At 74.6% G+C, this 20,069-nt stretch carries 20 protein-coding genes; 7 read left to right on the top strand and 13 right to left on the bottom strand.

Features of this window, described 5'->3' with window-relative positions; translation table 11 throughout:
* Positions 1 to 12: 12 nt before the first annotated feature.
* The gene (locus INN71_RS07630) at positions 13 to 480 is read left to right on the top strand and encodes a hypothetical protein (protein WP_277498583.1); all 468 of its coding nucleotides are present in this window, start codon (positions 13 to 15) and stop codon (positions 478 to 480) included.
* 96 nt (positions 481 to 576) lie between these two features.
* On the opposite strand, the gene INN71_RS07635 is transcribed toward INN71_RS07630, so the two are convergent.
* The 6 genes from INN71_RS07635 to INN71_RS07660 all read right to left on the bottom strand — a co-directional run bounded on the left by INN71_RS07635 (position 577) and on the right by INN71_RS07660 (position 5,938).
* Positions 577 to 1,959: an RNA polymerase sigma factor gene (locus INN71_RS07635; RefSeq protein ID WP_277498652.1), complete on the bottom strand. Its 1,383-nt coding sequence runs from the start codon at positions 1,957 to 1,959 to the stop codon at positions 577 to 579.
* A 316-nt stretch (positions 1,960 to 2,275) separates the two neighbouring features.
* Positions 2,276 to 2,692 carry a YjbQ family protein gene (locus INN71_RS07640; RefSeq protein ID WP_277498585.1) on the bottom strand — a complete coding sequence of 139 codons (417 nt, stop codon included), beginning with the start codon at positions 2,690 to 2,692 and terminating at the stop codon, positions 2,276 to 2,278.
* A gap of 39 nt (positions 2,693 to 2,731) precedes the next feature.
* On the bottom strand, positions 2,732 to 3,193 hold the full coding sequence (locus INN71_RS07645; RefSeq protein ID WP_277498586.1) for a PGPGW domain-containing protein: 462 nt from the start codon (positions 3,191 to 3,193) through the stop codon (positions 2,732 to 2,734).
* A gap of 99 nt (positions 3,194 to 3,292) precedes the next feature.
* Positions 3,293 to 4,894, bottom strand: a complete 1,602-nt coding sequence (locus INN71_RS07650) for an ATP-dependent DNA helicase RecQ (RefSeq protein ID WP_277498587.1) — start codon at positions 4,892 to 4,894, stop codon at positions 3,293 to 3,295.
* A 52-nt stretch (positions 4,895 to 4,946) separates the two neighbouring features.
* On the bottom strand, positions 4,947 to 5,507 hold the full coding sequence (locus INN71_RS07655; protein ID WP_277498588.1) for an HhH-GPD-type base excision DNA repair protein: 561 nt from the start codon (positions 5,505 to 5,507) through the stop codon (positions 4,947 to 4,949).
* A gap of 47 nt (positions 5,508 to 5,554) precedes the next feature.
* A complete protein-coding gene (locus tag INN71_RS07660) occupies positions 5,555 to 5,938 on the bottom strand; it encodes a universal stress protein (protein ID WP_277498589.1) in 384 nt (127 codons plus the stop codon).
* A 141-nt stretch (positions 5,939 to 6,079) separates the two neighbouring features.
* Between INN71_RS07660 and INN71_RS07665 the strand changes: the two genes are divergently transcribed.
* The gene (locus INN71_RS07665) at positions 6,080 to 6,523 is read left to right on the top strand and encodes a hypothetical protein (RefSeq protein WP_277498590.1); all 444 of its coding nucleotides are present in this window, start codon (positions 6,080 to 6,082) and stop codon (positions 6,521 to 6,523) included.
* Positions 6,524 to 6,547: 24 nt separating this feature from the next.
* Here the strand turns inward: INN71_RS07665 and INN71_RS07670 are convergent, their stop codons facing one another.
* Together INN71_RS07670 and INN71_RS07675 are read right to left on the bottom strand one after the other, a co-directional pair.
* Positions 6,548 to 8,035, bottom strand: coding sequence for a glutamate--cysteine ligase (locus INN71_RS07670; RefSeq protein ID WP_277498591.1), 1,488 nt, complete (start codon positions 8,033 to 8,035; stop codon positions 6,548 to 6,550).
* A gap of 41 nt (positions 8,036 to 8,076) precedes the next feature.
* The gene (locus INN71_RS07675; RefSeq protein WP_277498592.1) at positions 8,077 to 9,135 is read right to left on the bottom strand and encodes a DUF4192 domain-containing protein; all 1,059 of its coding nucleotides are present in this window, start codon (positions 9,133 to 9,135) and stop codon (positions 8,077 to 8,079) included.
* Between the two features lie 109 nt (positions 9,136 to 9,244).
* Between INN71_RS07675 and INN71_RS07680 the strand changes: the two genes are divergently transcribed.
* The 3 genes from INN71_RS07680 to INN71_RS07690 all read left to right on the top strand — a co-directional run bounded on the left by INN71_RS07680 (position 9,245) and on the right by INN71_RS07690 (position 14,104).
* Positions 9,245 to 10,750 (top strand): DNA polymerase IV, encoded by a 1,506-nt coding sequence (locus tag INN71_RS07680; RefSeq protein WP_277498593.1) that lies wholly within the window; start codon positions 9,245 to 9,247, stop codon positions 10,748 to 10,750.
* Positions 10,751 to 10,760: 10 nt separating this feature from the next.
* The gene (locus tag INN71_RS07685; RefSeq protein WP_277498594.1) at positions 10,761 to 12,938 is read left to right on the top strand and encodes a S9 family peptidase; all 2,178 of its coding nucleotides are present in this window, start codon (positions 10,761 to 10,763) and stop codon (positions 12,936 to 12,938) included.
* Between the two features lie 194 nt (positions 12,939 to 13,132).
* A complete protein-coding gene (locus INN71_RS07690; protein ID WP_277498595.1) occupies positions 13,133 to 14,104 on the top strand; it encodes an RNA polymerase sigma factor RpoD/SigA in 972 nt (323 codons plus the stop codon).
* A 24-nt stretch (positions 14,105 to 14,128) separates the two neighbouring features.
* Here INN71_RS07690 and coaE read toward each other — a convergent pair whose 3' ends face one another.
* The 3 genes from coaE to INN71_RS07705 are packed head-to-tail and all read right to left on the bottom strand — an operon-like array spanning position 14,129 to position 16,341.
* Positions 14,129 to 14,725: a dephospho-CoA kinase gene (gene coaE, locus INN71_RS07695; protein ID WP_277498596.1), complete on the bottom strand. Its 597-nt coding sequence runs from the start codon at positions 14,723 to 14,725 to the stop codon at positions 14,129 to 14,131.
* Between the two features lie 10 nt (positions 14,726 to 14,735).
* Complete coding sequence (locus INN71_RS07700; protein WP_277498597.1) at positions 14,736 to 15,401, bottom strand: SIMPL domain-containing protein; 666 nt, start codon at positions 15,399 to 15,401, stop codon at positions 14,736 to 14,738.
* A 10-nt stretch (positions 15,402 to 15,411) separates the two neighbouring features.
* Positions 15,412 to 16,341 carry an NAD-dependent epimerase/dehydratase family protein gene (locus tag INN71_RS07705; RefSeq protein ID WP_277498598.1) on the bottom strand — a complete coding sequence of 310 codons (930 nt, stop codon included), beginning with the start codon at positions 16,339 to 16,341 and terminating at the stop codon, positions 15,412 to 15,414.
* A gap of 138 nt (positions 16,342 to 16,479) precedes the next feature.
* Here INN71_RS07705 and INN71_RS07710 point away from each other — a divergent pair, with 138 nt between their 5' ends.
* Positions 16,480 to 17,217, top strand: coding sequence for a TetR/AcrR family transcriptional regulator (locus INN71_RS07710; RefSeq protein ID WP_277498599.1), 738 nt, complete (start codon positions 16,480 to 16,482; stop codon positions 17,215 to 17,217).
* A gap of 3 nt (positions 17,218 to 17,220) precedes the next feature.
* On the opposite strand, the gene INN71_RS07715 is transcribed toward INN71_RS07710, so the two are convergent.
* Complete coding sequence (locus tag INN71_RS07715; protein WP_277498600.1) at positions 17,221 to 18,195, bottom strand: helix-turn-helix domain-containing protein; 975 nt, start codon at positions 18,193 to 18,195, stop codon at positions 17,221 to 17,223.
* A gap of 94 nt (positions 18,196 to 18,289) precedes the next feature.
* Between INN71_RS07715 and INN71_RS07720 the strand changes: the two genes are divergently transcribed.
* Positions 18,290 to 18,433, top strand: a complete 144-nt coding sequence (locus INN71_RS07720) for a hypothetical protein (RefSeq protein ID WP_277498601.1) — start codon at positions 18,290 to 18,292, stop codon at positions 18,431 to 18,433.
* Positions 18,434 to 18,549: 116 nt separating this feature from the next.
* On the opposite strand, the gene rpsA is transcribed toward INN71_RS07720, so the two are convergent.
* Entirely contained in the window at positions 18,550 to 20,031 is a 1,482-nt protein-coding gene (rpsA, locus tag INN71_RS07725; RefSeq protein WP_301800034.1) for a 30S ribosomal protein S1, read from the bottom strand.
* Between the last annotated feature and the right edge of the window lie 38 nt (positions 20,032 to 20,069).

The following is a 20,069-nucleotide window of genomic DNA, read 5'->3' on the forward strand; positions in this document are numbered from 1 at the left end:
TACCGGGGGCACATGCGCCGCCACCTGCTCGCCGTACCCGCCCTGCTCCTGCTCCCCGCCCTCGCCGCCTGCTCGGCGAGCGACGAGGAGTCCCCCGACAACGTCGCGCCCGAGGCCAGCTCGAGCGTGGGCACCGGCATGACCGAGAGCGGCTCGCCGTCGGCGAGCTCCACCTCCTCCGGCAGCGCGGACTCGGGGGCGAGCTCCGACGCGTCCGGCGCCCCCGCCGACGCGCCGGCCTGCACCGAGGTGTGGGTCGCCGGCGGCAGCATCCCCGCCGACTACGCGGGCTGCCTCGCCGAGGACGGGAGCCTCGAGGTCGCCGAGACCACCGAGTGCGCGGACGGCCGCCAGCTGCTCACCGGACCGTCCGGCTTCGGCTTCGCGGGCGAGACCGCCACCCCGACCCCCGCCGGGCTCGACGAGCCCGACCCCGCCAGCCCCGAGTACGCCGCCGCGCTCGCGGACTGCACGGGCTGACCGCGCGCCCGGCACGACAGCCGGCTCCCGCAGCCGGTACGACGACGGCCCGCCACCGAGGATCTCGGTGACGGGCCGTCGTGGTGACGCGGGCGCTCAGTCCAGGTAGTCGCGCAGCACCTGCGAGCGCGACGGGTGGCGCAGCTTACTCATCGTCTTCGACTCGATCTGGCGGATGCGCTCGCGCGTCACGCCGTACACCTTGCCGATCTCGTCGAGGGTCTTGGGCTGGCCGTCGGTCAGGCCGAAGCGCATCGAGACGACGCCGGCCTCGCGCTCCGACAGCGTGTCGAGGACCGCGTGCAGCTGCTCCTGGAGCAGCGTGAACGACACGGCGTCGGCGGGCACGATCGCCTCGGAGTCCTCGATGAGGTCACCGAACTCCGAGTCGCCGTCCTCGCCCAGCGGCGTGTGCAGCGAGATGGGCTCGCGGCCGTACTTCTGGACCTCGACGACCTTCTCGGGCGTCATGTCCAGCTCCTTGGCCAGCTCCTCCGGGGTGGGCTCGCGGCCCAGGTCCTGGAGCATCTGGCGCTGGACGCGGGCCAGCTTGTTGATGACCTCGACCATGTGCACCGGGATGCGGATGGTGCGGGCCTGGTCGGCCATCGCGCGGGTGATGGCCTGACGGATCCACCACGTCGCGTAGGTCGAGAACTTGTAGCCCTTGGTGTAGTCGAACTTCTCGACCGCACGGATGAGGCCGAGATTGCCCTCCTGGATCAGGTCCAGGAAGAGCATGCCGCGACCCGTGTACCGCTTCGCGAGCGAGACGACGAGCCGCAGGTTGGCCTCGAGCAGGTGGTTCTTCGCGCGGCGCCCGTCGTCGGCGATCCACTCGAGCTCCTCGAGCACCTTGGGCGTGATCTTGCCGCCCTTGGCGAGCTTCTCGTCGGCGAAGAGGCCGGCCTCGATGCGCTTGGCGAGCTCGACCTCCATCTCCGCGTTGAGGAGGGGAACCTTGCCGATCTGCTTCAGGTAGTCCTTGACCGGGTCGGCCGTCGCGCCGGCCACCATGACCTGCTGCTCGGGCTCGTCCGTATCGTCGGCCGCCGAGACGACGAAGGAGGCCTCCTTCTCGTCCTGCTTGATCGTGGGGTCGGCCTTGACGTCCTTCTCGAACACCTCGTCCGGGATGTCGGGCAGGATCTTCTTGCCGTCGGGACCGACCTCGACCGCGGGGGTCTCCGCGCCGCCGGCCTCCTCGACCTCGACCTCGATCACGTCCTCGACCACCTCGATGCCCTCGAGGTCGACCACGTCCTCGACGTCCACGCCGTCCACCTCGGGGGCGTCCGGGGCGTCGGGGGCGGCCTTCGCCGCCGCCTTCTTCGCCGGGGCGGCCTTCTTCGCCGCCGCCTTGGCGGGGGCCTTCTTGGCCGCGGTCTTCTTCGCCGTGCCGGCGCTGGCCGTCGTCGTACGACGGGTGGCCGACGCCGCGACGGCGCGGGTGGCGCCCGCGGCGATGTCGACGGTGATGCCGAGGGTGCTCAGGTGCACGAGCAGGGCCTTGAGGTGGACGGGCTCGATGGCCGCGTCCTCGCTCGCCTGCCGGACCTGGTCGGGGGTGACCACGCCGGCCGCCGAGCCGTGCTCCACCAGAGCGGCCAGGGCGGGGTGCGCGAGCACCTCGGCGGGGAGCTTCTTGCGTGCGATCGAAGCCACGAACACCTCTCGTCAACTACATCAGGGCGCGGCAGAGCCAGGTACTGTCAAGAGCCGCGTGCACCATGATGCCACGGGCCCCCAGCCGTCGCCGACCTGACCCGCGTGACGCCCCGCGTCTCGTCCCGCGTCACGCTCCGGCGGCGTCGCCCAGGAAGCTGAGCCGCACCTCGCGCTCGGTGTTGTCCACGTTGAGGTCGACGAGGCAGATGCTCTGCCAGGTGCCGAGCGCGAGCCGGCCGCCCAGCACCGGCACGGTGGCGTACGGCGGGACGAGCGCCGGCATCACGTGGGAGCGCCCGTGCCCCCGGCTGCCGTGCCGGTGGCGCCACCGGTCGTCCGCGGGCAGCAGGTCCCCGAGCGCGGCCAGCAGGTCGTCGTCGCTGCCCGCGCCGGTCTCCAGGATGGCGATGCCCGCCGTCGCGTGGGGCACGAACACGTGGAGCAGGCCGTCGCCGCGCCCCGCGGCGTACTCCCGGCAGTCCTCGGTCAGGTCGAGCACGACCTCGCGGTCGCCGGTGCGGTAGGTCCGGGTCTGGCTGTCCATCCTGCGATCGTGCCAGGCGGGCCCGCGTCGCACCCGCCCCTAGGCACGACCCGCGTCCCGGACCGCCGCCTCCATGCGCGCGAGCTCGTCGGGGCGTCCGTGGTAGCGCCGGTAGCTGTGGACGACGAGGGCGAGGCTGACGAGCCCGGAGAGCACCTGGCTCAGGCCCGCGGTCAGGCCGCCGGGCAGCCAGGTCCAGCCGGGGAGCACCCACCACGACGGCTGGTCCGGCGCCCAGATCCAGAGGACGCCCGAGGCGGCGAGCAGCGTCGTACCGACGATCGAGGCCCATGCCTGGGGGTGGGTGCGCACGCCGCGGGCGGCCGCGAGCTCGACCTGCGCGCGCAGCCGGTCGACGCGACGGGCCGCCCAGTCCTGGTGGCGCGCCAGGATGCCGAGGCCGATGACGCCGACGAGCAGTCCCGGGCCCGGCAGGGGGAACAGCGCGACCCCGAGGAGCAGCAGCACCCAGCCGACCGTGATCGCCCCCAGCCGACGCATGCGGACGAGGGTGACCGCCCTCCGCGACCGGCAGGTGAACGCGCGACCACGAGAGCCACCGGCCGTCCGGATCCGGCCGTCGAGATCCGGCCGCCGCGCTCAGGCCGGCTCGAGCAGGCCCTGCTCGTCGACCAGCCGGGTCGCCAGGGTCTTGTAACCGTTCTCCTCGAACAGCACCGTCACCTGGTGCTCGTCGGCCGCGACGACCACCCCGGTGCCGAACTCGGCGTGCACCACGCGCTCGCCCCGGCGCTCGTCGTCGACCTCGGGCGCCTCCTCGGCCCGGCCCGAGCGGCAGTTGTCGCAGAGCCCGCAGACGTCGGCGGACTGGCCGTAGTAGCCCAGCAACCACGCGGCGCGGCAGCGACCCGTCTCGGCGTACTCCCGCATCATCTCCACGCGCGACTGCTCCAGACGGCGACGCTCGCGCGCGACCTCCAGCACGGCGTCGACGTCCGCGTCGGGGCCCGCGAGCTCGGCCAGGTTGAGCACGCGGGTGGCGGCCGCCGTACCGACACCGGCCGCCTCGGCGACCGCGCGCGGCTCCTCGGGGGCACCGTCGCCGTGCCGCCGGGCGGCGTCCAGCACCGAGCGGACGGTGCCGCGGCGCGGCACCCCGGCGGAGAAGAAGCGGCCGAGGGCACGGTCCTCCGGCCGGTGCACGAGCACGACGTCGGCCGGGTCGCCGTCGCGCCCGGCGCGGCCGATCTCCTGGAAGTAGTCGTCGACCGACGCCGGTGCGCCGGCGTGGACGACGAGACGCACGTCGGGCTTGTCGATGCCCATCCCGAACGCCGACGTCGCCACCAGCACGTCGAGGTCGCCCGCGTCGAACCGGGTGTGCACCTCCTCGCGGTCCGCGCGACGCAGGCCGGCGTGGTACGCCGCGCTGCGGCGGCCGCGGGCGGCGAGATCGCCCGCCAGCTGCTCGGCGTGCTTGCGGGTACGCACGTAGACCAGTGACATCCCGGTCCCCGCAGCGTCGTCGGCGGAGCGGTCGGCCAGGTCGAGCACGCGCTCGTCGAGCCGGTCGCCGTCGGGCACCTGCTCCACCGCGAGCCGCAGGTTGGGGCGGGACAGGTCGGCGGTGACCACTGCGGGGTCCTCGAGACCCAGGCGGGAGGTGAGGGACGCGAGCACCGGGGCGGCCGCGGTGGCGGTCGTCGCCACGCGCCGCGCGCGACCGCTCGTCTGGTCGAGCCGGTCGAGCAGGGACCCCAGACGCAGATAGTCGGGGCGGAAGTCGTGGCCCCACTCCGAGACGCAGTGCGCCTCGTCGACGGCCACGAGCCCGGGCGGGCAGGCGGCGAGCGCCTCGGCGACCTCGGCGTTGGCCAGCTGCTCGGGGGCCAGGAACACGAGGTCGACCTCGCCCCGGCCGACCGCCGCGAGCACCTCGGCGCGGCGCCCCTTGGCCAGCGTCGAGTCGAGCCGCTCGACCCGTACGTCGGTCTCCTCGAGGTGGGCGACCTGGTCGCGCTGGAGGGCGAGCAGCGGTGAGACGACGAGCGTCCACCCGTCGACGAGGCGCCCGGCCGCCAGGTAGACCAGCGACTTGCCCGAGCCGGTCGGCGCGAGCACCACGGTGTCCGTGCCCTCGACCACCGAGCGCAGCGCCTCCCGCTGCCAGTCGGTCATGTCGTCGACACCGAAGACGGCGGCTGCCGCGTCGATGCGCTCGTCCGTCGTCTGCTCCGCCATGCGCAGAGACTGGCAGCGCCCTCCAAGCGCGTCGCCCGGCCGGCACAGCGCCCTACTTCTTCGCCGCGGCCTTCTTCATCTTCTTGTAGTCGCGCACCTTCTGCAGCGACGCGCCGTCGACGACGTCGGCGACCGAGCGGTAGCCGGGCTCGGCGTAGTCGCCGACCGCCAGCTCCCAGCCGTCGGGGCGCACGTTGCGCTGCTTGGCCAGCAGGGCCACGAAGATCTGGGCCTTCTGCTTGCCGAAGCCCGGCAGGGCCATGACCCGCTTCAGCAGGTCCTTCCCGCTCGTCGCCTCGGTCCACAGCCGGGCGGCGTCCCCGTCGTGCTCGTCGACGACGATGCGGGCCAGCTCCTGCAGCCGCGCGGCCATCGAGCCGGGGAAGCGGTGGATGGCCGGCGGCGTGGCGCACAGGGCGGCGAACTCCTCCGGGTCGGCCGCGGCGATGCGCGCCGGGTCCAACGTGCCGAACCGGTCGAGCACCTTCGCGGGGCCGCGGAACGCGTGCTCCATCGGGTACTGCTGGTCGAGCATCATGCCGACGAGGAGCGCGAAGGGGTCGGACTCGAGAACGGCGTCGGCGGCCGCGTCACCGGTGATCTGGATGGCCATGGGCCCATCCTGCCGCAGCAGGCGCCCCGCAGCGCCCGGCAGCGCGCTCAGCCGGCCGCGGGCACCTTGACGGCGAGCACGGGGGTGCGGGCGTCGAGCAGGATCCGCTGCGCGTTGCTGCCGAGCAGCAGCTTGCCGACCGGGGTGCGGCGCCGCAGCCCGATGACGATGAGGTCGGCGTCGAGCTCGTCGGCGACCGCCAGCAGGTCCTCGGCCGGGTCGAACGCGCCGGTCGTCACGCGCACCTCGTGGGGCAGGCCGGCGGCGGCGAGCAGCTCGCGGGCCGGCTCGAGCCCCTCGACGGTGTCCTCGCCGCGGGTCGCACTCACCAGCACGACGCGGGCCTCGCGCAGCCGGGCCTCCTCGATCGCCTTGTGCAGGGCCGCCTCACCCTCCGGCTTGGTCACGTATCCCACGACGATCGTCGTCACGCTCTCCCCCTCGCTGCCCCAGCCGCTCCGGCCGCACCGGTCACGGCGGGCCCTCCCGGGCACGCTAGCCGATGCGTCCGCCCGGCGCGCTCTGTGGAGAGCCGCTCGCCCCGGACGGTGCCACGGGCCAGGCTGGCGGTCGTGACGATCCCGGTCCCCTGCCCCGCGCACCCGGTCGGCGACGGCCCGCCGGCCGGCACGTCGTACGACGAGCTGCGCGCCGCCGTCCGGGCCCTCCTGGCCGAGGGGCGTCGCACCCGCTTCGCGCCGCGGGTGCACGCGGGGCGGCCGGGCGGCACGACGCACAGCGTGGAGGCCACGCCGTACGACGACCAGGCGCTGCGGGCCGACGTGCTGACCGTGATGGTCGAGGCCCTGGGCGCGACCGTGCCGCCCCTCGTGTGGGTCACCCGGCCGGGAGGGGCGGGCGCGCCGGAGGTGGCGGACCTCGACCTGTCGTGGCTGCGCGCCACCCGGGCGGCGTCGGGCGAGCTCGGCCTGCCGCTGGCCTTCGCCGTCGTCACCCGGCACGGGTGGTGGGACCCGCTGGGCGGGCAGAGCCGCACGTGGCGCCGGCTGCGGTGAGCGACGGCCGGCGCTCCTCGGGGCTCAGACGTCCCAGGTGTGCACGGGCTCGTTGGTGTGCATCCGCTGGCGGTAGTCGCCGGACGCCCGGCGCAGCGCCTCCTCGCGGGGCACGCCGTCACCCTCCGCCCGCACCCGCCGCACGAGCCAGTCGGCACCGTTGGTGCCGCGCAGGCAGCGCTGCTCCACCACCCCGAGGAGCCGGTCGATCTCGTCGGTGCCCACGCCCCAGGCGAGCAGGCCGCTGCGGGCCTGCGGCAGCAGGCGGCGCAGCACCAGCTCGGTGACGGGCACCTGGCCGACGCCGGGCCAGTACACCTGGGCGTCGATGCCGTGCTGGGCGGCGGTGTGGAAGTTCTCCTCCGCCGCGCTGAACGACATCTGCGACCACAGCGGCCGCTCGTCGGTGGCGAGCTCGCGCACGAGCCCGAAGTAGAACGCCGCGTTGGCGATGGTGTCGACCACCGTGGGCCCGGCGGCCAGCACCCGGTTCTCGACCCGCAGGTGCGGCCGGCCGTCGGCGATGTCGTAGACCGGCCGGTTCCACCGGTAGACGGTGCCGTTGTGCAGCCGCAGCTCGGTGAGCTCCGGCACCCCGCCGTCTTCCAGCACGGCCAGCGGGTCCTCCCCCTCGGTGACGGGCAGGAGGGCCGGGAAGTAACGGACGTTCTCCTCGAACAGGTCGAACACCGACGTCACCCACCGCTCGCCGAACCACACCCGCGGCCGCACGCCCTGCACCTTGAGCTCCTCGCTGCGGGTGTCGGTGGCCTGCTCGAAGAGCGGGATGCGGGTCTCGCGCCACGCCTCCTTCCCGAACAGGTACGGCGCGTTCGCCCCCACCGCGACCTGCACCCCGGCGATGGCCTGGGAGGCGTTCCAGTACGCCGCGAAGTCCTCCGGCGCGGTCTGCACGTGCAGCTGCGTGCTCGTGCAGGCGGCCTCCGGCACGATCGAGTCGGTGCGGCTGCGCACCCGCTCCACGCCGCGCACGTCGATCTCGATGTCCTCGCCGCGGGCCGCGAGGATCTGCTCCGACAGCAGGGCGTAGCGCGGGTTCGGGCTCAAGGAGGCGGGTCGCATGTGGCCCTCGCCGAGCGTCGGCAGGATGCCGACCATCACCAGGTGGGCACCCACGGCCGCGCTGGCCGCCTCGGCGTCGTTGAGGCTGCGGCGCAGCCCCTCCTCGAACGTGGTCAACCCGCCGGGGCCCCCGGCGACCTCGGGCGCGAGCCGGGCGGGCGGCACGTTGATCTCGATGTTGAACTGGCCCAGCTCGGTCTGGAAGTCGGGGTGCGCGATGGCCTCGAGGACCTCGGCGTTCCGCAGCGCGGGGCGCTCCTCGGCGTCCACGAGGTTCAGCTCCACCTCGAGCCCGGTGCGCGGGTCGTCGGCCTCGAACGCGTCCTCGCGGAGCATGCGGGCGAGCGCGTCGAGGGAGTGCCGGACCTTCTCGCGGTGCCGCGTGCGGTCGGCACGGGTGAACTGCTGGTGATCGACCTCGTCGCCCATGGCCGCGAGCGTAGTGGGCGCCCGCGCAGGGGCACCTGCACTCAGGCGGGCGAGGGCAGCTCCCCCGCGCCGACCTCCTCCCACCAGTCCGGCGGCGTCGCCGTGAGCAGCAGGTCCCGCACGAGGCAGCCGAGGCCGTGGTCGGCCACCTCGGCCAGGCACACGTCGACCGCGCACCAGGCCAGGGCGCCGTCACCGTGCAGCCAGGCGCACAGCCCCACGAGGGCCGCCACGCCCGACCGAGCCCCCTCCGGCGCGCGGCGCAGGGCGGGCACCCAGAGGTCGAGGTGCGCCAGGGCGTCCGGGCGGGTCATCCCCGCCCACGCGGCGTCGCGGTTCACCCCGACGTCCAGGGCGACGAGCAGCCGGGCCAGGTCGGCCGCAGCCGGCTCGACCCCCGACTCCAGCGCCCGCAGCACGGTGCGCCGTACCCACGCCGCCTCCTCGCCGCGACGCACCCGGCGGCGCTCGCGCACGACCGCGGCGGCGACGTCACGTCGCCGGTCGGGGGGCAGCGGGGCCAGCTGCGCCGCCATCGCCGCCCGGGAGCGATGCACGACCCGGCCGTCGACCACGGCCCGGGTCCGCACCGGGTGGGTGTCGTTGCGGTACGGCGTGCCCGCCCCGGTGGGGACGGACCCGGCGCCCGCGTCGTACCAGCGCCGCCCGTCCGCCCGGACGGCGACCGCGAGACCCAGCCCCTCCTGCCAGCAGCGGTCGCGCAGCGCGTCGGCGACGGCGGTGGCGAGCGGGGCGTCGTCGGTGTAGAGGACGGCGGCGAGCACACCGACACCGTGCCGCACGCAGGGAGCGACGACCGCGTCGACGACGAGGTTGGCGTCGCGGGGGTCGGCCGGCAGGTCGATGCGCAGGTGCATGCCACTGCGGCCCGGCGCACCCGGGCGCCCGGACGCGCCGTCCGCCCCGAAGGTCAGCACGGCCAGCGAGTCGGCGGGCTCGAAGCCGAGCACGACCGGCACGGCGGCCAGGACGTCGGCGGGCGTGCGCAGGCGTACGACGGGCGGGTCGGTGGCGGGCGGGCTGGCGCTCGCGGGGACGGAGCGGAGGGGTCGGGGGCCGGTACGGCGTTGTTCGGTCATGCCTCCCGGGGTCCCCGGCCCGCGGGACGCCCACCCCGGGGATCGTCGGCCTGTGGAGGAGCGGCGGCTGACGCCGGGCTGTGGACGAGGAACGGCTAGCGTGCCCTGCGTGTCGCCGTCCGTGCCGCCTCCGCCCGGGCCCGTCGTCCGACGGCCCCACGCGTCGGTGCTGCACCTCGACCTCGACGCCTTCTTCGCCGCCGTCGAGCAGCGGGACAAGCCCTCCCTGCGCGGCAAGCCCGTCGTCGTGGGCGGCACCGGCGGGCGCGGCGTCGTGGCCACCGCGTCGTACGAGGCCCGCGTGTTCGGCGTGCGGTCGGCCATGTCGACCCGGGAGGCGCGCGCCCGGTGCCCGCACGCGGCGTACCTCCGGGGGCGCTTCGACGCCTACCGCGAGGCCAGCGGCGTCGTCATGGGACTGCTGCGCGAGGTCTCCCCGCTCGTCGAGCCCCTGTCGATGGACGAGGCGTTCGTCGACCTCGCCGCCGCCACGGACCCCGCGCTGCGGGACCTGTCGACGCCGGCCGTCACGGAGTTCGCCGAGGAGCTGCGCACCCGGGTGCGGGAGGCCACCGGCGGGCTGACGGCGTCGGTCGGTCTCGGCACCTCCAAGTTCGTCGCCAAGGTCGCGAGCGACCTCGACAAGCCCGACGGCCTCGTCGTCGTGGCGCCGGGGACCGAGCAGGAGCTGCTGCGTCCCATGCCCGTCTCCGTCATCCCCGGCGTCGGGCCCGCCACCGCCGAGCGTCTGCGCCGCGCGGGCGTGCGCACCGTCGCCGACCTCGAGGGGCTCGGCCTCGACGAGCTGGTGCGCCAGGTCGGCAACGCCCACGGCCGCTCGCTGCACGACCTGGCCCGCGCCCACGACCCGCGGCCGGTCGTCGCCGAGCGGGAGGCGAAGTCGGTGAGCGCCGAGGGCACCTACGAGACCGACCTGCGTGACACCGCCGTCATGGCCGACCTCCTCGCCCGGCAGGCCGGCGGCGTCGCGCGCCGCCTGGCCGACGCGGGGCTGTCGGGGCGCACCGTGACGATCAAGGTGCGCCTGCACGACTTCACCACGCTCAACCGCTCCGCGACCCTGCCGTCGCCGGTCGACGACGCCGCGAGCATCGCGCGCGTCGCCCGTCGGCTGCTGGCCGAGCTCGCGACCACCACCGACCTGCGCGACGGCGTGCGCCTGCTCGGCGTCGGCGTCTCGGGACTGGCCGACTGGGTGCAGGAGGACCTCTTCGGCACCCTGCTGCCCGGCCCCGACGACCCCGACGAGCCGGCCGCGGCCGCCGACCCCCACGCCGCCCCTGGCGCGGACCCGGAGGCGGGGGCCGGCCCGGCCGACGACCCCGCCGGCGCGGGCGCCCGCAGCGACACGACGTACGCGCCCGGCACCGACGTGGAGCACGACGAGCACGGCCGGGGCTGGGTGTGGGGCTCGGGCCGCGGCGTCGTCACCGTGCGTTTCGAGACCGCCGCGACGCCGCCCGGGCCCGTCCGCTCGTTCCGCGTCGACGACCCGGCGCTGCGGCCCTGGGTGCGGCCGACGTCCCCCGCCCGCGACCGGGACGCGGAGGACGGCGGGGAGGACGGCGGCGGCGCCGTCGTACCCCGCGACTAGCCTCGGGCCCATGACCTCGAGCGTCCCCGAGCACCCGCCCGTCGCCGAGCCCCGGCCCGTGACGACCACCCACCACGGCCACGAGCGCAGGGACGAGTACGACTGGCTGCGGGCCAAGGACGACCCGGAGGTCCTCGCCCACCTCGAGGCCGAGAACGCGTGGACCGAGGCCCGCACCGCGCACCTCGCCGACCTGCGGGCGACGATCTTCGAGGAGATCAAGGCCCGCACCCGGGAGACCGACCTGTCGGTGCCGACCCGCAACCGCGGCTACTGGTACTACTCGCGCTCCTTCGAGGGCAAGGAGTACGGCGCGAGCTGCCGTGTCGCGGTCACGGACCCCGACGACTGGACACCCCCGCAGCCGGCGGCCGACAGCGCTCCCGACCAGCCCGCGCTGCCCGGCGAGGAGCTGCTGCTCGACCTCGACGAGCTGGCGGAGGGCCACGAGTTCTTCTCCCTCGGCGGCTCCTCGATCAGCCCCAGCACGACGCTGCTCGCCCACGCCACCGACACGGTGGGCGACGAGCGCTACACGGTGCGGGTCAAGGACCTCGCGACCGGCGACCTGCTCGCCGACGAGCTGACCGGCGTGCTGGGCGGCGTCACCTGGAACCGGGACTCCGACGCCTTCTACTACACGACGGTCGACGACACCTGGCGCCCCGACAAGGTCTGGCGCCACGTGCTGGGCACCGACCAGGCCGACGACGAGCTGGTCTTCCACGAGACCGACGCCCGCTACTGGACCGGCATCGGCCGCTCCCGCACCGACCGGTTCCTCCTCGTCTTCACCGGGTCGAAGACGACGAGCGAGGTGCGCTTCCTCGACTTCGACGACCCCGCGGCCGGTCTCCAGCTGTTCGCCCCCCGCGTCGAGGGTGTCGAGTACGGCGTGGAGCACGCCCGCCTGCGCGGCGAGGACGTGTTCCTGGTGCTGCACAACGCCGACGGGCCCGACTTCGCGGTCGCGACCGCGCCGGTGGCGCCGACCCCGCGCGCCGCGTGGCGCCCGCTGCTCGCCCACGACGCGGCGGTGCGGCTCGAGGCCGTCGAGGCCTTCGCCGGGCATCTCGTCGTCCACCAGCGCAGCGAGGGCCTCACCCAGCTGCGCATCCTCGAGCTCGACGACGCCGCGCCGAGCGGCGTCGGGGACGACTACCTCGTCGCGTTCGACGAGGCGGTCCACACCATCGACACGGGCAGCAACCCGGCGTTCGACCAGCCGGTGGTGCGGCTGGGCTACACGACGTTGGCCGTGCCGGCGTCGGTCTACGACTACGACGTCCGCACCCGCGAGCGGCACCTGCTGCGCCGCACCCCGGTGCTCGGCGGCTACGACCCGTCCGACTACGTCGAGCAGCGCCTGTGGGCCACCTCCGACGACGGCGAGCAGGTGCCGATCTCGCTGGTGGCGCGGCGCGAGGTCGCCGACGCCGTCGCCGCGGGCACGCCCGCGCCGCTGCACCTCTACGGGTACGGCTCCTACGAGGTGTCAGTGGACCCGTACTTCTCGGTGGCGCGCCTCTCGGTGCTCGACCGCGGCGCGGTCTTCGCCATCGCGCACGTGCGCGGCGGCGGCGAGATGGGCCGGCGGTGGTACGACGCCGGGAAGATGGAGCACAAGCAGAACACCTTCACCGACTTCATCGCCTGCGGCCGCCACCTGGTCGCCGAGGGCTGGACGACCCCCGACCGGATGGTCGCCGAGGGCGGCAGCGCCGGCGGGCTGCTCATGGGCGCGGTCGCCAACCAGGCGCCCGAGCTGTGGGCCGGGATCGTGGCCGACGTGCCGTTCGTCGACGCGCTCACCTCCATGCTCGACTCGTCGCTGCCCCTGACCGTGGGCGAGTACGAGGAGTGGGGCAACCCGGAGGACGACCCGGAGGCCTACGCCCGGATGGCGGGCTACGCCCCGTACGACAACGTCGCCGCCGTCGACTACCCGCCGATCCTCGCGGAGACGTCGCTCAACGACACGCGGGTGCTGTACGTCGAGCCCGCGAAGTGGGTCGCCCGCCTGCGGGCGACCGCCGTGGGCCGCCGCGACTTCCTCCTGCGCACCGAGATGTCGGCCGGCCACGGCGGGGTCTCGGGCCGCTACAAGTCGTGGCACGACCGGGCCTTCAGCCTGGCCTGGATCCTCGACCGGATGGGCCTCGCGGAGCGTGCTCCCCTCGAAGACTGAGACCTCCCCGCGAGGACTGAGAAGTCCCTGAGATTACTGGTTCTGTGCAACTCGCAGGGATTCCCGCTCGTCGGGTACTGGTGAGACGCGCGGCGGGGGGACCCCATCCCATCGGGAATCCCCGCCGCGCCGAAGCAGTTACACCACACGTGCGGCGTACCACCCGACGCCGCACCGACGAGGAGGCGGGTCAGATGTCCACACGCACCACGAAGGCAGCAGGACGCGCGACCGGGGACCGCGACATCGAGGGTCGCGACAGCGTCGGCCTGTACCTGGACGAGATCGCCCGTACGCCGCTGCTCGACGCGATCACCGAGGTCGAGCTGGCCAAGACGATCGAGGCGGGCCTGTACGCCGAGCACCTGCTGGCGATCGGCCGGGTCGGCCGCCGCGGCGGCGGCGCACCGAAGTCCGCCAACCGCGAGGAGCTCGAGTGGCTCGCGGCCGAGGGCCAGCGCGCCATCGACACGTTCATCCAGGCCAACCTGCGCCTGGTCGTCTCGATCGCCCGCAAGTACGGCCGCTCGCAGATGCCGATGCTCGACCTGATCCAGGAGGGCAACACGGGCCTGATCCGCGCGGTCGAGAAGTTCGACTACGCGAAGGGCTTCAAGTTCTCCACCTACGCCACCTGGTGGGTGCGCCAGGCCATCACCCGCGGCATCGCGCAGCAGGCCCGTGTCGTGCGGCTGCCCGTGCACGTGGTCGAGGAGCTCAACCAGGTCAGCGGCGCCCGCCGCACCCTGGAGCGCCAGCTGGGCCGCGACCCCGAGCCCGAGGAGATCGCCACCGAGCTCGGCATGACGATGGAGCGCGTCACCGACCTGCTCTCGTGGGGCCGCGAGCACGTGAGCCTCGACTCCCCCGTCGACGAGGACGGCGACACCTCGCTCGGCGACCTCATGGCGCAGGAGACCTCGCCCGGCCCCGACCTGACGGTGCTCGACGTGGAGTCCCGCGACCGGCTCAACACGCTGGTCGCGCTGCTCGACGACCGCTCCGCCGACATCATCCGCTCGCGCTACGGCCTGGCCGACGGCCGCCAGCACAAGCTGGCCGACATCGGCACCAAGCACGGCATCTCGGCCGAGCGCGTGCGCCAGCTCGAGCGGGAGGCCCTGCAGAAGCTGCGCGGCTTCGCGGACCCCGACCTGGCTGCCTGACCCCGGCCCGGTCCGCCCGGGTCCTCAAGACCCGGGCACCCGCCCCAGCTCGCCGACGACCTCCACCACACGCTGGTGGAGGTCGTCGCGCGTCCCGGTGTTGTCGATGACGTGGGTGGCGACCGCGAGCCGCTCCTCCCGCGTCGCCTGCGCGGCGATGCGGGCGCGGGCGTCGGCCTCCGTCCAGCCCCGGTCGCCCGTCATCCGCCTGACCTGCACCTCGACGGGGACGTCGACCACGACCACGGCGTCGAAGCGACCCTGCTGCCCCGTCTCCACCAGGAGCGGGATGTCGTGCACGACGAGCGTCCCCGGCCCGGCCGCGGCCTCGACCTCGGCGGCGGCCGCCCGGATGAGCGGGTGCAGGATCCCCTCGAGGGCGACCCGCCGGTCGGGATCGGCGAAGACGATCGCGCCCAGCGCGGCCCGGTCCAGCGTGCCGTCGTCGGCGAGCACGGACGGGCCGAACTCCTCGACGACGGCGGCGAGCCCCGGCGTACCCGGCTCGACGACCTGGCGGGCGAGCAGGTCGGAGTCCACGACCACCGCCCCCAGCTCGCGCAGCACGGCGGCCACGGTGCTCTTGCCGGAGGCGACTCCCCCGGTCAGCCCGATCCTCATGCGTCCTCCCTCATGCGTCCTCCTCGGTGGCGGTGAACCGCGCGTGCACGCGGACGGTGAGCTCGACGGGGGCCGGGGAGACGGGCGCCTGCGCGAAGCCCGGGCCCGCGCCGGGGACGCTGCTCATGGCCCGCCACGCACCGCGCTCACCCGCCTGGTCCAGCAGTCCCGCGTCGGCGAGCGCGGCGAACCGGGGCGTGCCGAGGCCGGCCGCGGCGGCGTACCCCTCGGCGCGGTCGCGGGCGTCGGCGACCGCGGCGCGCCGCAACCGGGCCAGGACCTCCGCCCGGTGCTCCGGCACCAGGGTCCACGCGACGTGGGCGACCTCGAACCCGTCGACGTCGGAGGCCCGCGCGACCCACCGGGCGAGAGCGGCCGCGTCGTCCAGCTCGACGCGGATCGCGACGAGGGCGTAGCGCACCGGCGCGTCGCCCGCACCGCGACCCTCGCGCTCCCAGCGGTCCTCCCGGCCGGACACGACGGCGTCGACCGAGCGCGACCGGACGGGCCCGTCCGCCGGCAGGAGAGCCACGACCTGCTCCGCCGCTCGCGCGACCTCGGCGTGCACCTGCGCGCCGTCGGGGCCGGTACGGCGGACCCGGGCGTGCACCGTGGCCCGGTCGGGCGGGACCGCGGCGTGCGCCACGCCCTCGACGGTGATCTCGACCTGCGTCACGCCGCCGACCCTACTGGCCGGCCAGGGCCGCCTCCGCGCTCGCGCGGCACACCTCGTCCCAGGGCGTGGGCGCCAGCCCCAGCTCGGTCTCGGCGGCGGTCGAGTCCAGCACGTAGGGACGCTCGAACTGGTGGACCGTCTCGCGCAGCTCGCGGAGCAGCGGCACGACGGTGCCACCGACGGTGAGGAGCGCGCGCGGCCACGGCCGCACGCGCACGGGCGGGCGGCCCACTGCCCGGCACAGGTCGGCGATGGTCTCGGCCTGCGTGCGCGCCGGGTTGGTCGGCACGTGCCAGACGCGACCCTGGGCCTCGGGCTGGTCGACGACGGCCACCAGCGTGCGCGCGACGTCGCGCACGTCCGTCATGGAGTGGGGCACGTCCGTGCGGCCGAAGACGCGCACCGGCCGGCCCGCCAGCGCCCGGGGCGCCACCTGGGCGACGTGCGCCGTGCCGACGCCGGGCCCGACGTAGTCGGACCCCCGCACCTCGAACCCGCGCAGCCGGCCGGTCTCGTGCGCCTCGCGGACGTCGGCCCACATCCGGGCCCGCAGCGCGCCCTTGGCGCCCGTCGCCGCGTCGGGCATCCCCTCGACCATCGGGGCGTCGACCTCCCCGTACGGGTAGAGGTTGCCGGTCACCGCCAGCACCGCGCCCGTCTCCTCGGCCGCCCGCAGGAACGCCGCGGCCGCAGGGGGCCACCACGTCGACCACACGTCGTACGACGGGGGGTTGATGCAGTTGTAGAGGGCGACGGCGCCGTCGGTCTCGCGCACGAGCGCCTCCCCGTCCGCGACGTCGAGCGCGACGCGACACGCCCCCGGCACCTCGGGTCCGGTCCCCGACCGGCTGACGAGCCGGACCTCCTCGCCCCGCGCCGCCAGCTGCGCCGCGACCGCGCGCCCGACCGCCCCGGCGCCCACCACCACGTGTCCCGCCACCGTCCCACCTCCGTGATCACCGATCCAGGTCGAGAGCAGTGCTCTGCCCTCACTGGAACGGTCCCACGGTCGGCGACCTCGCGCAAGAGCAGTGCTCTCGTCGTGGTCGGGCGCTCCGAGGACCGCTACGCTGCCGGGGTGCCCCCGCTCCCCACCGACCAGTCCGAGCAGAGCGACCGGCCCGCGCCCTCGGCCGGCCGCACCGCCCGCGCCCTCGCCCGGGCCGAGCTGACCCGCGCCATCCTCGACAGCGCGCGTCACCAGCTCGCCGAGGTGGGGCCGGCCGGCCTGTCGCTGCGGGCGGTGGCGCGCGACCTCGACATGGCCTCCTCGGCCGTCTACCGCTACTTCGCGAACCGGGACACGCTGCTGACCGCGCTCCTCGTGCGGACGTACGACGACCTGGGCGCCGCCGCCGAGGAGGCCGACGCCGGCCCGGGGGTCGACCCCGGCACGCGCCTCGTCGCCGTCGGGCGCGCCTTCCGCGCCTGGGCGCGGGCGCACCCGCACGAGTACGCGCTGCTCTACGGCAGCCCCGTCCCGGGGTACGTCGCACCCGCCGACACCGTGGCGCCCGCCACCCGGATCACCCGGGTGCTGCTCGACATCGCGGCCTCCGTGCCGGGAGCGGCCGACCGCCCCGCCGATCCCGCGGCGCACCTCGACGCGGTCACCGCGGCGGCCATCGCCCCCGTGGCGACCCTGACGGACCGGCCGCTGGCACCGGAGAGCGTCGCCCGGTCGCTGCACGCCTGGGCGACGCTCGTCGGCGCCGTCTCGCTGGAGCTGTTCGGGCACCTGCACCGCGCGGTGCTCGACCACGACGCCCACTTCGAGCACGTGCTGCGGCAGGTCGTGACCGACCTCGGCGCCTGAGCCTCAGGCGGTCGCGGCCCGCTCGCCCTCGTCGCACGCGAACGTGCGGCGGTAGCGCTGCGGGCTGACCCCGCGCACGCGGGTGAAGTGGTGGCGCAGGGTGGCCGCGTTGACGAAGCCCACGTCGGCGGCGATCCGCTCGACCGGCAGGTTCGTGCGCTCCAGCAGCTCCTCGGCCAGCCGCACCCGCTGCGCGGTCACCCACGCGTGCGGCGTCGTGCCCGTCTCGTCGCGGAAGCGGCGCGCGAAGGTCCGCGGCGACATGTGGGCCCGCCGGGCGAGCTCCTCGACCCCGAGGTCGGCGTCCAGGTTCTCGGCCACCCAGGCGAGGAGCGGCCCCAGGGTCTCCGCGGTGCACTCCGGCACCGCGCGGGCGATGAACTGCGCCTGCCCGCCCTCGCGCTGCGGCGGGACGACCATGCGGCGCGCGACGACGCCGGCCACGGCCGACCCGAGCTCCTGGCGCCACACGTGCAGGCAGGCGTCGAGACCGGCCGCCGTACCGGCGCTCGTGACCACCTGGCCCGCGTCGACGTACAGGACCTCCGGGACGACCCTGGCCCGGGGGAACCGGGACGCCAGCTCGTCGGTGTACATCCAGTGCGTCGTGCACTCGCGGCCGTCGAGCAGACCCGCTGCCCCGAGGACGAACGCACCGGAGCAGACGGACAGCAGGCGGGCGCCGCGGTCGTGGGCGGCGCGCAGCGCCTCCAGCACGGCCTCCCCCGGCGGCTCGTCGCGCGGGAGCGCGGGGACGGCGACGAGGTCGGCGGTGGCGAGCCGCTCCAGCCCGTGGTCGACCGTCACGGACAGTCCGGGCACGGTGGTCGCCAGGGGGCCGGTGCGGGGACCGCACACGGCGAAGTCGATCGGCGGCAGCCCGTCGTCGGTGCGGTCGACCCCGAAGGCCTCGCACAGCAGGCCCAGCTCGAAGGGGGCGAGCCCGTCGTAGGCCAGCACGGCCACGTTCGTCAACACTCCGGCATCGTGCCACACGGCGTGGCAGGAAATCACGCTAACCCGGCATGACTGCCACTCGTGGCGCGATAGTGTCGGTAGCACGATTCCTGCCATGACCATCGCACTCATCGCCCTCGCCCTGCTGATCCTGCTCGCCGTCGCCCTGGGACGCACCGTCGCGCACGACCGCGGCTGCGCCCCCCGCTCGCACCCTGCGGACGTCTTCGACCCCACGGGGCCCGGGAGGTGGCGCTGACGCACCCGCGCACCGCGCCGAGCGCGCCCCGAGACGGACGAAGGGCGTCCACCCCCGTGGGGGTGGACGCCCTTCGCGTCGTTCGGTGCGCCGGTGGCGCGGGCCCTACCTCGGGCTCACGCGCCGCCGGTCAGCTTCTCGCGGAGCGCCTGGAGCGCCTCGTCGGAGGCGAGCGAACCGCCGCCGGTGCCCTCGGTCGCGCCCTCGACGACGTCGCCGCCGCTGGAGTACGACGTCGCCTCGCCGGCCTCGGCGTCGGCCTGCTTGGCCTCGGCCTGCTGCTTGACGTGGGCCTCCCAGCGAGCGTGCGCCTTGGCGTACTGCTCCTCCCAGGTCGCGCGCTGCTCGTCGAAGCCCTCGAGCCACTCACCCGTCTCGGAGTCGAAGCCCTCCGGGTAGATGTAGTTGCCCTGCTCGTCGTACGACGCGGTCATGCCGTAGAGCGTCGGGTCGAAGTCGTCGGCGTCGGCCGCGGCAGCCGTCTCGTTCGCCTGCTTCAGCGAGAGCGAGATGCGGCGACGCTCGAGGTCGATGTCGATGATCTTGACCATGACGTCGTCGTTGACCTGGACGACCTGCTCCGGGATCTCCACGTGGCGCTCGGCCAGCTCGGAGATGTGCACCAGGCCCTCGATGCCCTCCTCGACCCGCACGAACGAGCCGAAGGGCACCAGCTTGGTGACCTTGCCCGGCACGATCTGGCCGATCTGGTGGGTGCGGGCGAAGTGCTGCCAGGGGTCCTCCTGCGTCGCCTTGAGCGACAGCGAGACCCGCTCGCGGTCCATGTCGACGTCGAGCACCTCGACCGTGACCTCGTCGCCGACGGTGACGACCTCGGAGGGGTGGTCGATGTGCTTCCACGACAGCTCGGAGACGTGGACGAGACCGTCGACGCCGCCGAGGTCCACGAACGCACCGAAGTTGACGATCGAGGAGACGACGCCCTTGCGGATCTGGCCCTTCTGCAGCTGCGTCAGGAAGCCCTGGCGGACCTCCGACTGCGTCTGCTCGAGCCAGGCGCGGCGCGACAGGACCACGTTGTTGCGGTTCTTGTCGAGCTCGATGATCTTCGCCTCGAGCGTCTGGCCGACGTACGGCTGCAGGTCGCGGACGCGACGCATCTCCACCAGCGAGGCGGGGAGGAAGCCGCGGAGGCCGATGTCGAGGATGAGGCCGCCCTTGACGACCTCGATGACGGTGCCCTCGACGACGCCGTCCTCCTCCTTGACCTTCTCGATCGTGCCCCAGGCGCGCTCGTACTGCGCGCGCTTCTTGGACAGGATCAGGCGACCCTCCTTGTCCTCCTTCTGGAGGACCAGGGCCTCGACCTGGTCGCCGACCTTGACGACCTCGGACGGGTCGATGTCGTGCTTGATCGACAGCTCGCGCGAGGGGATGACGCCCTCGGTCTTGTAGCCGATGTCGAGCAGGACCTCGTCCCGGTCGACCTTCACGATCGTGCCGTCGACGATGTCGCCGTCGTTGAAGTACTTGATGGTCGCGTCGATCGCGGCCAGGAAGTCCTCTTCGGAACCGATGTCGTTGATCGCGACCTGCGGGGCCTCGGAACCGGGAAGAGTGGAGATGCTGCTCGTCATGTGGAAGGGGGAACCTTTGCGGTGGACAGTTGGTCGGT

It is taken from the genome of Nocardioides sp. ChNu-153 (genome assembly GCF_030466625.1).
Taxonomy (GTDB): Bacteria; Actinomycetota; Actinomycetes; order Propionibacteriales; family Nocardioidaceae; genus Nocardioides.

Excerpts from the sequence above, each read along its gene's own strand:
- INN71_RS07630 (WP_277498583.1), top strand. The coding sequence starts at position 13 with ATGCGCCGCCACCTGCTCGCCGTACCCGCCCTGCTCCTGCTCCCCGCC.
- INN71_RS07640 (WP_277498585.1), bottom strand. The coding sequence starts at position 2,692 with ATGGACAGCCAGACCCGGACCTACCGCACCGGCGACCGCGAGGTCGTG.
- INN71_RS07645 (WP_277498586.1), bottom strand. The coding sequence starts at position 3,193 with ATGCGTCGGCTGGGGGCGATCACGGTCGGCTGGGTGCTGCTGCTCCTC.
- INN71_RS07650 (WP_277498587.1), bottom strand. The coding sequence starts at position 4,894 with ATGGCGGAGCAGACGACGGACGAGCGCATCGACGCGGCAGCCGCCGTC.
- INN71_RS07655 (WP_277498588.1), bottom strand. The coding sequence starts at position 5,507 with ATGGCCATCCAGATCACCGGTGACGCGGCCGCCGACGCCGTTCTCGAG.
- INN71_RS07670 (WP_277498591.1), bottom strand. The coding sequence starts at position 8,035 with ATGGGCGACGAGGTCGATCACCAGCAGTTCACCCGTGCCGACCGCACG.
- INN71_RS07675 (WP_277498592.1), bottom strand. The coding sequence starts at position 9,135 with ATGACCGAACAACGCCGTACCGGCCCCCGACCCCTCCGCTCCGTCCCC.
- INN71_RS07685 (WP_277498594.1), top strand. The coding sequence starts at position 10,761 with ATGACCTCGAGCGTCCCCGAGCACCCGCCCGTCGCCGAGCCCCGGCCC.
- INN71_RS07690 (WP_277498595.1), top strand. The coding sequence starts at position 13,133 with ATGTCCACACGCACCACGAAGGCAGCAGGACGCGCGACCGGGGACCGC.
- coaE (WP_277498596.1), bottom strand. The coding sequence starts at position 14,725 with ATGAGGATCGGGCTGACCGGGGGAGTCGCCTCCGGCAAGAGCACCGTG.
- INN71_RS07720 (WP_277498601.1), top strand. The coding sequence starts at position 18,290 with ATGACCATCGCACTCATCGCCCTCGCCCTGCTGATCCTGCTCGCCGTC.
- rpsA (WP_301800034.1), bottom strand. The coding sequence starts at position 20,031 with ATGACGAGCAGCATCTCCACTCTTCCCGGTTCCGAGGCCCCGCAGGTC.